The organism is Paenibacillus sp. FSL P4-0081, assembly GCF_000758565.1.
Classification (GTDB): Bacteria; Bacillota; Bacilli; order Paenibacillales; family Paenibacillaceae; genus Paenibacillus_AQ; species Paenibacillus_AQ phytohabitans.
In genome coordinates this window covers 640,037-652,857 of the sequence record NZ_CP009280.1, presented here as the reverse complement: position 1 = coordinate 652,857, position 12,821 = coordinate 640,037, and the positions used below count along the sequence as shown (strand labels likewise).

Annotated in this window: 9 protein-coding genes; 1 reads left to right on the top strand and 8 read right to left on the bottom strand. The window is 53.4% G+C overall.

Annotated features, from left to right (window positions below; genetic code table 11):
* Positions 1 to 33: 33 nt before the first annotated feature.
* Both P40081_RS02855 and P40081_RS02850 read right to left on the bottom strand, forming a co-directional pair.
* Positions 34 to 3,123: a DEAD/DEAH box helicase gene (locus P40081_RS02855; protein ID WP_042133205.1), complete on the bottom strand. Its 3,090-nt coding sequence runs from the start codon at positions 3,121 to 3,123 to the stop codon at positions 34 to 36.
* Between the two features lie 1,258 nt (positions 3,124 to 4,381).
* Positions 4,382 to 6,829, bottom strand: a complete 2,448-nt coding sequence (locus tag P40081_RS02850; protein WP_042133203.1) for a glycoside hydrolase family 31 protein — start codon at positions 6,827 to 6,829, stop codon at positions 4,382 to 4,384.
* A 227-nt stretch (positions 6,830 to 7,056) separates the two neighbouring features.
* Between P40081_RS02850 and P40081_RS02845 the strand changes: the two genes are divergently transcribed.
* Entirely contained in the window at positions 7,057 to 7,821 is a 765-nt protein-coding gene (locus tag P40081_RS02845; protein WP_042133200.1) for a TspO-related membrane protein, read from the top strand.
* Positions 7,822 to 8,002: 181 nt separating this feature from the next.
* Here P40081_RS02845 and P40081_RS02840 read toward each other — a convergent pair whose 3' ends face one another.
* From P40081_RS02840 to P40081_RS02815, 6 genes are all read right to left on the bottom strand, one after another.
* On the bottom strand, positions 8,003 to 8,383 hold the full coding sequence (locus P40081_RS02840) for a RidA family protein (protein ID WP_042133197.1): 381 nt from the start codon (positions 8,381 to 8,383) through the stop codon (positions 8,003 to 8,005).
* A gap of 108 nt (positions 8,384 to 8,491) precedes the next feature.
* Positions 8,492 to 9,154 (bottom strand): oxidoreductase, encoded by a 663-nt coding sequence (locus tag P40081_RS02835; protein ID WP_042133196.1) that lies wholly within the window; start codon positions 9,152 to 9,154, stop codon positions 8,492 to 8,494.
* Positions 9,155 to 9,186: 32 nt separating this feature from the next.
* The gene (locus P40081_RS02830; protein ID WP_042133195.1) at positions 9,187 to 10,461 is read right to left on the bottom strand and encodes an MFS transporter; all 1,275 of its coding nucleotides are present in this window, start codon (positions 10,459 to 10,461) and stop codon (positions 9,187 to 9,189) included.
* 117 nt (positions 10,462 to 10,578) lie between these two features.
* Entirely contained in the window at positions 10,579 to 11,976 is a 1,398-nt protein-coding gene (locus P40081_RS02825) for an ATP-binding protein (RefSeq protein WP_042133193.1), read from the bottom strand.
* A gap of 159 nt (positions 11,977 to 12,135) precedes the next feature.
* Complete coding sequence (locus P40081_RS02820; protein ID WP_156118517.1) at positions 12,136 to 12,408, bottom strand: hypothetical protein; 273 nt, start codon at positions 12,406 to 12,408, stop codon at positions 12,136 to 12,138.
* 55 nt (positions 12,409 to 12,463) lie between these two features.
* The gene (locus P40081_RS02815) at positions 12,464 to 12,667 is read right to left on the bottom strand and encodes a CsbD family protein (RefSeq protein ID WP_042133189.1); all 204 of its coding nucleotides are present in this window, start codon (positions 12,665 to 12,667) and stop codon (positions 12,464 to 12,466) included.
* Between the last annotated feature and the right edge of the window lie 154 nt (positions 12,668 to 12,821).

Below are 12,821 nucleotides of genomic sequence, written 5' to 3'. Positions count from 1 at the left end.
GATGTCCCCCTCTTTCTGCAATACAGCTATCATTTACATCCAGTCCTGTCCTTGCAGCTCGATCAGCTCCTTCAGCTCATGGTTGGACATTTCGGTCAACCAATTCTCGCCGGAGCCGACTACCTGCTCGGACAGACTTTTTTTACGCTCAATCAGTTCATCGATCCGTTCCTCCAGCGTTCCCTGGCAGATCAGCTTATGCACCTGAACATTCTTGTGCTGCCCGATCCGGAATGCCCGGTCCGTAGCCTGGTTCTCCACTGCCGGGTTCCACCAGCGGTCATAATGCAGCACATGATTGGCCCTGGTCAGATTGAGGCCTACGCCCCCGGCTTTGAGGGACAGGACGAAGAATGCAGGACCTTCCCCCTCCTGAAAAGCATGCACCATCTCGTCGCGTTCACGCTTCGGAATACCGCCATGCAGGAAGAGCGGTGTCTGCCCGTACCTTCTGGCCAGCCGGCTGACGAGCAGCTCGCCCATCGCCACATACTGCGTGAAGATCAGCGCGGACTCCCCAAGCTCGGAGATGCTGTCCAGCACCTCGAACATCACATCCATTTTGCCGGAAGGCTCACTGCGCAGGCTCCGTCCGTCATCCTTGCGGAACAGCTGCGGATGATCACAGATCTGCTTCAGCTTGGTCAGCGAGGACAGCACCAGCCCCCGCCGGGCCATGCCCGACCGCTCACCGATTACGCCGAGCATCTCATCCACAACGCCCTGATACAGGGCTGCCTGCGTTTCTGTTAGCGGACAATACGACTTGAGCTCGATCTTCTCGGGAAGATCCTTCGAAATATCGGGATCACTCTTCAGGCGGCGCAGCAGGAATGGCGATACGAGTCGGTGAAGCTCACGCAGCCGTTCCCCGCCTTCGCCGGATACATACCGCTGGCGGAAGGAATGATAGGTTCCGAGATACCCCGGATTCAAGAAATGAAAGATCGACCACAGCTCGCCGAGCCGGTTCTCTACCGGGGTACCGGTCATCGCAATCCGGTGCGGCGCGTTCAGCTTCATGACACTCTGCGCCTGTTTGGTGCGGTGGTTCTTAATATACTGCGCCTCATCCAGCACAACGGTTGACCAGCGCACCCCGGCCAGATCCTCACTGTCCCGGCCTGCCAGATGATACGTAGTCAGTACAATCTCATGGCTGGCGGCAAGCTCGGTGAAGCCTTCTCCGCGTACCCGCCGGCCGCCATGATGGATATGCACACTAAGCGAAGGTGCAAACCGCTGCAATTCCCGCTGCCAGTTCCCCAGCAGTGAGGTCGGGCAGAGGATAAGCACAGGCTCCTGCTTCTCTCCCGGCGGCGCATTCAGCGCACGGTCCAGCAGGCAGGTGATCACCTGCACGGTTTTGCCAAGCCCCATATCATCGGCCAGACAGACCCCGAAGCCAAGGCCGCTAAGCGCCGTAAGCCATTGATATCCCCGCTCCTGATAAGGCCGCAGGGTACCATTCAGATCATCCGGCACCGGACGCATGGGTAGCCCGCGCAGCACATCGCCATGCATAAGGGAGGCCAGCAAACCGGAGGTCTCCATGCCCGTGACCGACATGCCCTTCCATAGCCGTTCTTCGCCATCCTCGGCTTCCAGGCGCATCCAGTCTGCTGCCGTCATCTCTCCGCTCTCGTTGCGCTTCATATATCTCAGGACCTGACGGACCTCCTTCGGGTCCACTTCGATCCATTCGCCCCGGAAACGTACAAATGGCACTCCGGCTTCAACCAGAGCATTCAGTTCATCCTCGCTGATCTCCGAATCGCCCAGGGAGGCCTCGATGCGGAAGGAGATCAGCTCCTCCATGCCTAGCGCTGCTTGTACAGGGCCGTCCACTCCGCCTGGCGGCGGCTGCATCTTCATTCTCATCCCGATCCGCCGCCGTCCTTCGCGGCTCCAGCGTGAAGGCATCTGCACCGTAATTCCCCGTTCACGCAGCTGCTGTACACTCTCCTTCAGGAAAAAATACAGCCGCTCCGGAAGCAGCTCTACCCCGCGCGGCGCCGGTTCGGCCAGCGCACGCTGAATGTCCGGCGAGATTTTGGCTGCCCGCCCCAGCGCAGCAAGCAGCTGCTGCTGAATGTTGCGGTAGCGCTTGCCCCACAGCGTGAATTCCCGTTCCCGGCTGCTCCAGACCGCTTCAGCCGGAATCCAGAATTCACCTTCCTCCCGGCTCTCCGCCCAGAACGTCAGCCGCCACAGCTCACTGTCGTCTGCAGGCGGCTCCAGCCGCAGGCCCAGGCTGAGCTGTCCGCTGCGTGCCTCCTCAGTCTCGAAATGCGGAACCTCGTTGCCTGCCGTCTCACTCACGGCAGCCAGTAGCTCGGTCACTTCAGCCGGAGTTCCCTGAACAGGGATATCCCGGCTGCCGGTCAGCAGACTGTTCCACCACAGCTCTGTAAGCGGCGAGTAGCCGCGGCGGTAGTTCGCTTTGAATGGACTCAGCGCACTCTCGTTGGCCGCGACCACATTCTTGATCTCCGCCGTCATCACAGCCTGCAGGAACGAATAGAGCACGTACCCGCCTGCTTCCTCACGCGAGGACAGATCCCCCTCCTCGGCTACGTGAGTGCCGAGTGCAAGCACCGGCATGGAAGCCGCCATCTGCAGGAAGAAATCCTTATCCGCCTCTTCCCGGAAAGCCGGCGACCAGCATACCGCTGCCGCCTGCTCGCCTCCGCGGCGGCGTGAGCCCACCTTGCGCGGCGGCTGAGCGCCGGGGACAATCCCGCCTTTGCCCATCAGTTCCAGCGCAAACCGGGCAGCAGCCGACCAGTAGCGCAGTTCTCCACCAGGCTCTATGCCCTGGGCGCGGCTTGCCTGTTCATCCCAGGCAAGGAGCAGCTCAAAAGCGTCCTTGGGCGACAGGGCCAGCCCTTCGAGGGTGCGCCCCGGCATTCCGCGCCGCGCCGTCTTCCCTTCCACGGCGGCGGCGGCAGGATACTTCACTTCCGCCAGCCGCAGCGCAGCACCCGCAAAAGGACGCCAGCCGCTCCGAAATTCCAGCCGTTTAATCACACGTGTCCACGCGTCCACCTTCGGCTCAGAAGTTTCACCCGAGAAGCAAAATAATACGTCCCCTAACCATATTGCATACAGATGCTTAATCATTGATGATCTCCATTCTTTTAAGCAAACAGAAAGAGCCAGTCCGTCCCAGCGGGAAGACTGTTTCCTTCTCTGCGAGAAATATATTATGAAGCTGTACTAGCAGCAGTAACTGTACAGCCATCCCATTGTGGTTATCACTGCAACTTTTTTCTTCATCCCTTCATCTTATACGAAAAAGTCTATATTTAAAAACTTTTCTGCACGTTTTCTGCAGAAAATCTGCAGATTTTTTTGCAAATCTGCCCCATTCGCAGTTCCGTCAGCATTCCGGAGGGGTCCTCAGACCCAATCGGGGCTGCTTGAAGCTTGAAGCTTGAAGTCATTTGACTCGCCTCGCCATTGGACTAAGCCCTTGGTACCTCCTACGTTAATCATTAACCCAATTGTCAGATATCCCACACCATCGGCACAGCAAAACTGGCAGCCGCAAGCATCGGCCTAACGCCAATAGGATTATTGTGCAACCAGTATGTCTTTCGGGGACCTCAACAGCACTGTACGGGACTCGCAGGCAATTCAGGAAACTTAATGGCATATGGGGAACTGATTGGCACCATAGAAACTCCATGGTATCTTGGGAACTCACTAGCACCTTGAGAACTCCATGGCACCTTGGGAGCTCACTAGCACCTGCCTCATTTCCTTTACCTTATAAGCCGCACTTAACTCTGATGGCCGTAATTAAGACTCATTGTAAGCACGCAACCACTCAACCGGCGGTGGTCAGATTAAATAATCCAAAATGTTGTATGTATTACAACCTTGATCCCATAATACGAAGGCTTCCGAAGGGAATGTTGTATGAAATGCAAGAATTATCTCCCCACGTCGCTTGAATGAGAGAAAATGCTGCATTTCTTACAACAATTTCCGATTCCGGTAGATTTCATGATAGGAATGTTGTATTTTGTGCAGTATTATGCAAACTCATTTTCAGTCCTTACAAAGGACATCAATAGAATATTAAGTGGAATAATGTAACTTAATTCGGCTATTTTAAGTGATTTTCATCAAATAAGTGGATAAACGCTACTTAATTTCGTCCATTACTGCTGGCTTGGCTCACATGCAGAAATTTAAGTGCTTTTTTTCCAACTGTTGTTTATCAGGTGGCCCTTCATCTGCCAGCAGGTGGAGAAAATCCAACTAATCGGTCCTTTGCATCATCCGTACCCGGCAAAACTGTTTTTTCAGGCAGCACAAAGAACCGTCCTCCCCTCTAAGCAAGGGGAAGCCGGCTCTTTATAAACTAAAAGAGTTACTTGTCCGCCTGAATCCGCAGCTCCCCGCCGTCTGCAGCATCCGCTACCTGTACAATAATCGCACCCTTCTTGCCGTTATAAACCCAGCCCTCTTTGCCTTCATTCAGCTGTTCCAGGGTGATCTCCTCAAGGCCGTCCACCGCAGCCACGGTGAAGAACGGATAACAGAGCGCAAACCGCAGCATCTCCCGGCGCGGCTTATAATCATGCACGCCATATACCCATTGCAGCACCAAACCGCCTTCAGTCCCCGTAGCCTGCACAGCAAGCTCTGTATATTGACCTTTTCGGTAACCGAAGCTGTGCCCGTCATCCTCATACAGCTTGAAGGCCGCCGAGAATCCTTTGGCAGCTTCCGCCCCGTACAGATGGAAGATGACCGTCTCTTCCGTGTCCTCCAGCGCATACTGCTTCAGCGGACCTTCGGCCGTGAAGCTGCCCGCCTTCACATACATCGGCATAATATGCAGCGGTGCAGCAGCAAGAATATGACGGCCGCCTTCGTGAATCTCCCCATCCCAATAGTCAATCCAGCAGCCTTCGGGCAGGTAGACCGAGCGGTGATCTGTATCCGGGCGGTAGACGGGAGCAATCAGCACATTCTCGCCAAGCAGGAACTGATCGCACAGATTGGTCACATGCGGGTCACGCGGATATTCAAGGATAAGCGGACGGATCACAGGCAGCCCGCACATTTCCGCCTCATGAAACAGATTGTACAAATGCGGCATCCAGCGGTACCTCAGTCCGATGAATTCGCGCAGAATCCCCTCCACTTCTTCCCCGAAGGACCAGGGCTCCTGACGCAGTGTTCCGATGGAGGAATGATTGCGGCAGTATGGGAAAAACACGCCCATTTGCGTCCAGCGCACCAGCAGCTGTGCAGACGTATGATGGGCGAACCCGCCGATATCCGGCCCGGAGAACGCCAGTCCCGACAGTCCCATATTGAGCACCATCGGCATGGCCATCGCCATATGCTCCCAGAAGCTGCGGTTGTCCCCGGTCCATACGGCTGCATACCGCTGAATACCCGCATAACCGGCCCGGGTCAGCACAAAAGGCCGCTCGCCCCCCATATGCTCGGCAAGTCCCTCATACGTGGCTTTGGACATCATCATCCCGTACAGATTGTGGTATTCCTCATGGGTAACCGGGCGGCCGTTGTTAAAATGCATTACATCGAGGTCCATCGTCTTGGTCTCATTGAAGACCGCCGGCTCGTTCATATCATTCCAGATCCCCTGGATGCCCAGGTCCGTGTAATACTTGTGCAGGTCGCCCCACCACTCGGCGGTCCGGCTGTCGCTGAAATCGGGAAATGCGCTGATCCCCGGCCAGACCTCGCCGAAGAAGATATCGCCCTCCAGACGGCGGCAGAAATGCTTTTCCAGCACACCTTGCTTGTAGACGTTGTATTTGGGGTCTTTTTTGACTCCGGGATCCACAATGGGCACGATCCGCACACCCAGCTCCCCGAGCTCTGAGATCATTTTCTGCGGATCCGGGAAGTTGACGGGGTCAAAGGTGAATACGCGGTACTCATCCATATAATGAATATCCAGATAAATGACGTCGCACGGAATATCCTTCTCACGGAAGGTACGTGCCAGCTGCAGCACCTCCTGCTGGTTCATATAACTGTAGCGCGACTGGTGGTAGCCGATCGCCCATTTGGGAGGAAGCGCAATCCGGCCGGTGAGCGAGGTGTATCTTTTGACCACATCCTTCATCTCGGGCCCGTTAATGAAATAAATGTCGTATTCTCCCGTAGAACAGCCAATGGTAAAAGCAACGCCATGCGAGCGCATGTCGAAATCACTCCGGCCCGTATTGTCCAGAAATAATCCATAGGAGAGATCGCCGTGCATGTGAATGAGCAGCGGAATCGATTCGTAGAGTGCCTCAATCTCCGGCAGATGCGGGGCAAAAACATCGGTATTCCAGTTCGTATAACGCTCCCCGCGTTTATCGAGGAAGCTCGACTTCTCACCCAGTCCGTAAAAATGTGAATCCGGCTGCATATCATACTCCGCATGGCTTGCGCCGCGCGGGTTCCAGCTGGTCAGATTCTGCTGCATAATCACCTTGCCCGAGGTATTCTCCACACGGAGAAGAAACGATGATTTCTCGATAATCAGCCGGATGGCGCTCGTTGTGAAGATCAGCTGCTCCTCCGTCTCATCCACAGGAAACAGATGCGGGATACAGCTCTCATTCATCACCGCCTCCGATGTGGTCAGGTCAGGAACCTCACCATGGAAGACTTTCATCCGGAACATATCATCGCTCAAAAAGATAAAGACAACCCCGGCGCATTCTCCGCGGCAGATATAGACATTCTCCGACCGTTCCCAGGAAACCACGCTTCCCGGAGTGTTCCAGGTCTCCTTCATTACGAGTGGTCCCATCTTCTCGGGGCGTATCGCCTCGCTGCTCTCCATGCCTCATGTCCCCCTTCGGCTATTACCTGCTTGATCTTAATCGTTCCCGTATTAGCTCTTCTTCTCTACATATTACCCCGAGCTTACGGAAAGCTATCCGTTAATTTCATGACCTGTTGGTCATTTTTTTGCCGGAGATAGTCTTAATTGCTGTTAAAGCGGGTATATTCAATGTAGGCCAAGGATAGGCAAGTACTAAATAACCTAACTTAGGGAGTGATAAGAACATGAGAAGAAGCAACCCTTATAAGTGGTGGAATCTGCTGCTGTACCTCGGCGTGCTTGCCGTCAATACGCTGTCGGTGACGCTGCCGCTTGGCGGGAACAGTACCGGAGAAATTTCAGACAGATATCATACTTACCTTACACCGGCCGGCTACGCATTCTCCATCTGGTCTCTGATCTACCTGCTGCTTGCCGGGTTCATTATTTATCAGTTCCGCAGTGATACCGGAGGCAGAGATTCCGTGCAGCGTATAGGCATCTGGTTCATGCTCAGCTGTATATTTAATATGGGCTGGCTGTTCCTCTGGCATTATTTGTACATCGAGCTGTCGCTGGTTGTCATGGTGCTTATGCTGGTTTCACTGATCGTAATCTACCGCCGTACCCGCACCATCCCGGACCCCACCTCCGGCGAGAAATGGCTGGTTAGACTGCCCTTCAGCATTTATCTCGGCTGGATCTCTGTAGCTACCATCGTTAATGTCAGCATCGTGCTGGAGAAGAACAACTGGGACGGCTTCGGGCTAAGCGATTCACTCTGGGCTGTAATTATCCTCTGTGTAGGTGCAGTGCTGGCTGTTATTGTAAGCTTCCCTCACCGGGACAGCATTTATCCGCTCGTCTTCGTCTGGGCCTTCATTGCCATTGCTATCGAACAGAAGGATACAGATAATATTTTCTTCACCGGGCTGATTGCCGCAGGACTTCTGCTGCTCTACAGCATCTGGCTGCTGCTCACCCCGCCGCGTACCCGCAGCAGATATTAACGATACCGGTGAAAAGACATAAGGCTGCCCCGCTCCTGCAAAGGGACGGGGCAGCCTTTATCATTACCTGCTTACCGGCCGATTTCATTATTCCACACTAATCCGCAGCAAAAATCCCACGCACCTGCAAAGAGGTACATGGGATTCAGCCCGGCATTTCGGGTTCTATCTTCAGTAAAGCTTATTTCTTGCGTGCTACCGCTTCGATCTCAACAAGTGCATCCTTCGGCAGACGCGCCACTTCGACTGCGCTGCGGGCCGGATAAGGCTCAGTAAAGAAAGTGGCGTATACTTCATTAACGGCTGCGAAATCATTCATATCCTTCAGATATACCGTTGTTTTGACTACATGCTCCATAGATGCGCCGGCCTCTTCAAGAATGGCCTTCACATTGTTAAGTGACTGGCGCGCCTGTTCCTGCACATTGTCCGCCAATGCGGCCGTTTCCGGGTCCATGCCAAGCTGGCCGGAGGTGTATACCCAGTTGCCGGCAATAATTGCCTGGCTGTACGGTCCAATGGCCCCCGGGGCTTTGCTTGTTGCTACCTGCTTTTTACTCATGTCTCGCTCCTCCTGCTTGCTGTACGCGGCCAGCGGGCCGTTATGTACACATCATTTTAAGTCTCATTGTAAGTCCTGAGGTCTGCTTATTGCAAACCCTCTGAAGTTCTAGTGCTTGCCGATCACATGAATTACTTCATTGGTATAAATATGCACACCGCCTGTATCGGCAAGGGCAATATTCCTCATCGCCCGCGCCACCTTGGCAGCGGGGATTGCCCGGTACTTCGCAGCTTTGCCGACCATAGCGAAATCCAGCGCCTTCATGATTACGGAAGCGGTACGTTCTCCCAGCCTGAATTCTTCGCGGTCACCGAGCAGCAGCGAAGGCCGGAACAGATGTAAGCCGTGGAATCCGGCAGCAATCAACCCGTCCTCTGCCCGTCCCTTGGTCCGGCTATAGAAGTTGCGTGATTTTGCGTTTGCTCCCATAGAGGACACTGCCAGGAACTGCTTCACACCATAGTCCTTGGCTAGAGCCGCAGCAGCAAGCGGATAGTCCAGATCCACCTTCTCGAATTGCTCCTGTGAACCCGCCTGCTTAATCGTGGTTCCCAGACAGCAGAATACCGCATACACTCCTGCGAACTGCTCCTTATATTGCCCAAGCTGATCCCAGTCGATCTGGATCTGCCGAAGCTTCGCATGCTGCAGCTTCAGCGGCCGGCGGACAAGCACGCGGACTTCATCCCAGTCACCATTCAGTAAATCCTCTGTCAGGGCACTGCCCACCAGACCCGTAGCTCCCAGTACTAACGCAATTCTTGTCACCCTGATTGCCTCCCTTTCAGCAGATCCTCTTATTACTCATCCCGCAAAATACGCCGGCCCAGCAGCAGCGCCAAAGTGATCATCAGCGTCCCTACCACAAGCTGCATGCCGTACACCTGCGTCCATTCGGGCCAATTCTTAATCCATTCGTAGATGCGGCCGCCCAGCAGCGGACCGAAAAAGGCTGCCAGACCCGTGAGTGCCGCATACATAGCCATATACATCGGCCGTTCCTTCTTCGGCGTATCCCCGATAATGAAGTTGAAGGCCAGCTGGTTGAAGCCCCCCACGCCCATGCCAAATACAATATGCGCGGCAAACAGAACCGGCAGCATCGGCAATACGGACAGCAGGCCCCACATCAGCGAGGAGACTGCGATAATCGGCAGCGTCCAGAGCAGCAGCCGTTTGTTGCTGTACTTGGCGTTCAGATTCCCCCACACATAGAAGCTGCCCATCATGAAGATCGTCTGCGATACATTCAGCAGCGACAGCTTCTCATAATTGATATGAAGCAGCTGCAGCATCACATAGGAATACAGCGGCACGGTCAAATTCTGCAGCAGCAGCCATGCGGCCAGGAACAGCGTAGACTTCATAAACAGCTTATCGTGAAGCGGCTTCTTAAACATCGGCAGAAACTCTGTCTCTTCTGATTTCTCGAACGGGACATCAGGGTAGAAGAAGAACACAATAACATTGGAAAGCGAGAAAATCCATACGATAATATACAGGATAAGAAACCCGTGTCCGCCCGGATAACGGTCCAGAATAATGCCGCCTCCGTACATCACCAGGCTTCCAAGCGCATTAAGCAATGTATTACGGATGCCGAAATACCGGCCTCTGACCCGCGCTGGAACCAGGTCACTAATGACGGAGCTCCACAGCACGCCGCCTGCCGTATTGGCAATGAAAGCGATTGTATACATAACTATGAAAGCGGTAACCCAATACTCTTGCGGAAAAATGAACGGCACAAGACCGGTAGATCCCCAGAGCAGTCTGTGCAGGCCAATAAAAGTAACCATAGCCCATTTACGGCTCGGCAGCTTCTGGATCAGGAAAGCTACACCAATCTGTGCCACATTCACCAGGGTGGTAAGCGCCAGAACGAATCCGATCTGGCTGGAGCTCGCCCCTAAATATAACAGAAAGCCTGTCAGGAACTGCCCTTGCAGCAGCACCTGAAATATTGTGGCTGGTATCCCCTCAAAGGTAGCGATCTGCAGATTCTTACGATGTATCGAGGCCTTGCGGACTTCCTTGGAACGGTTCCGCAGGGGCCGGTTTCTCATGATGTTCATGGGGTGATAACACTCCTTTGATGCGGCTTTTGCTTCATTCTACTCCGCATCAATCTCCTGTCAATACACCGAAATCACAAATAAAGTTGGAGCCCGGAATCTGCCCATTCTCTGGGGTTAAAGCGGCAAATACAGGGAGAATAAGCTTCCCTGTCCCTCGCGGCTGTTCAAAGTAATGAACCCGCCAAGCAGTCTGGCCAGATCATTGCTGATTGACAAGCCCAGCCCTGTTCCGCCGTACTTGCGGCCGATGTTTGTATCCGCCTGCTCAAATGCCTCGAAGATCAGATCATGCTTCTCCGGCGGAATACCAATCCCGGTATCCTGCACCTCAAAGGCGACCCATTTCCGCGAGGAGAGCCCCTCTTGCCGTTCCACTACGCGGACATTCACCGATACACCGCCTGTCATAGTGAATTTGAAGGCATTTGAGAGCAGATTGCGGAGAATTTGCTGCACCCGCTGGGGATCCGTATGGATAACCCCCGGCATGTCTGCATCCAGTGAAATATCGAAGTCCAGCTGTTTCTGTTTGGCTACCACACTGAACTGCTGAAGGAGCAGATCAGGGATCTCACTGACATTGAAGTCTTCATTAATAATATCCAGCTTCCCGGCTTCTACCTTGGACAAGTCCAGAATATCATTAATAAGCGAGAGAAGGTCTTCACCCGAGCGGTGAATGATCCCGCCGTATTCTGCCAGCTCTTCCACACTCAGTTCATCTTCGCTTTCTTCAATTAGCTGGGACAGGTTAATGATACTGTTAAGCGGTGTTCTCAGTTCATGGGACATATTGGCCAGGAACTCCGACTTGAACTGCGAGGCAAGCATCAGCTGTTTGGCCCGCTCCTCCAGCACGATTTTATTCTTATGAAGCTCCTCCGTCTGCTCTGACAAAAGCTCATTCGCTCTAACAATCTGTCCGGTGCGCATCAGATCCAGCTGGAAGTCGCGGATAATCAGCGCAAACAGCACACTGAGAGCAAAGCCTGCCGGGAACGTGACCGGCAGAATATCCGTTATGTATTCCTGCGCCGGGATAACTCCAAATACCGTAATATTCAACGCATTCACTACATTTACCACCAGGACAGCAATCAGTCCCTTTTGGATCACAGAGGCAGAAGAACGCTGCATCCAGAGGCTCAGGCCGGCGCAGACAAAGCCGAGGATAGATAAATTCAGCACGCCTACCACAGCTGCTTCGGTAACCCCGAAGGTCAACCGCGTAAGCCCGGTGCCGACACCAATAATGATAAGAACCAGAGGCTGGGGATAAGCCAGTGTAGAAATAATAAGCGGCACAAACCGCAGGTCAAAAATCACATGCTCGTCCAGCCTGTATCCGAAAATTGTACTTACCCACCCGGCGAAGATCGCGAGCAGGACCCAGCTTACTTTTTTCACAGGTTCAGAAGCATAGGTCACCGTATGTTTGTATATTAAGTTTGCCAGATAAGACAATGTAATCAGCAAAGCGGTATTCACAAAAAATATTTTTACATATTCCATAGCCTCACTCCTGCAGCCAAAAATGATATAACAGCGATTATTATTTATACTATCATAGAGGAATGAAATCATGAAGCCACAGTGCTATGGCATATGTATAAGAGGTAGTCTTTCTAAACGCAGTCTCCCTTGTGCCTGTCCGCAGAAGAAGAGCGCAAATCAGATACGATTTGCGCTCTTCTTCTGCGGCGTGAACCAGGGTATCATTGCCTTCCAGCGCCTTTTGGGTACGGAAGCTCCGCCATTGCCGCCAAGCTGTATAACAGGTGCCTCATCCAGATCAACTTCGGCCGGCGTCCACGTCTCTGCTTCCGGCAGTATATAGTACCGGGGGTGGTAGGTGCTGATGGTATCTCCTTGCTGTGTCAGCACCCGGTCAGCATGTATCTCAATAATCCGGCCTGTAACGACGAGGGAATTATTCATAGACATCCGCCTCTCCCTGCATTTGTGATGATCTGATCTGAGGCCTGGCCATATTCTTCGTTTAGCTGCGGATCGACTGCTCCCAGTTGCGGTATTCCGCCTCTGCATCATCCTTGGAATGCCCGTAACGCTCCTGAAGCTTACCTACCAGTTTATCTTTTTCGCCGTCTATTACATCGAGGTCATCATCCGTCAGTTGGCCCCATTGCTTCTTGGCTTCACCTTTGATCTGCAACCATTTACCTTTTAGCACATTGTTGTCCATTACAAGCTCATCTCCTTAGCTGTCGGTTATTGTTGGCACAAGCTAATAATTCTCAGTGAATTATTACCCGTTGGCCCTTTGTGTGAATCCTAACCCCCGGGACAGGCCCCCATAATGGAACTGCAGCGCAAACCGCAAATAAAGTCATAGTTTG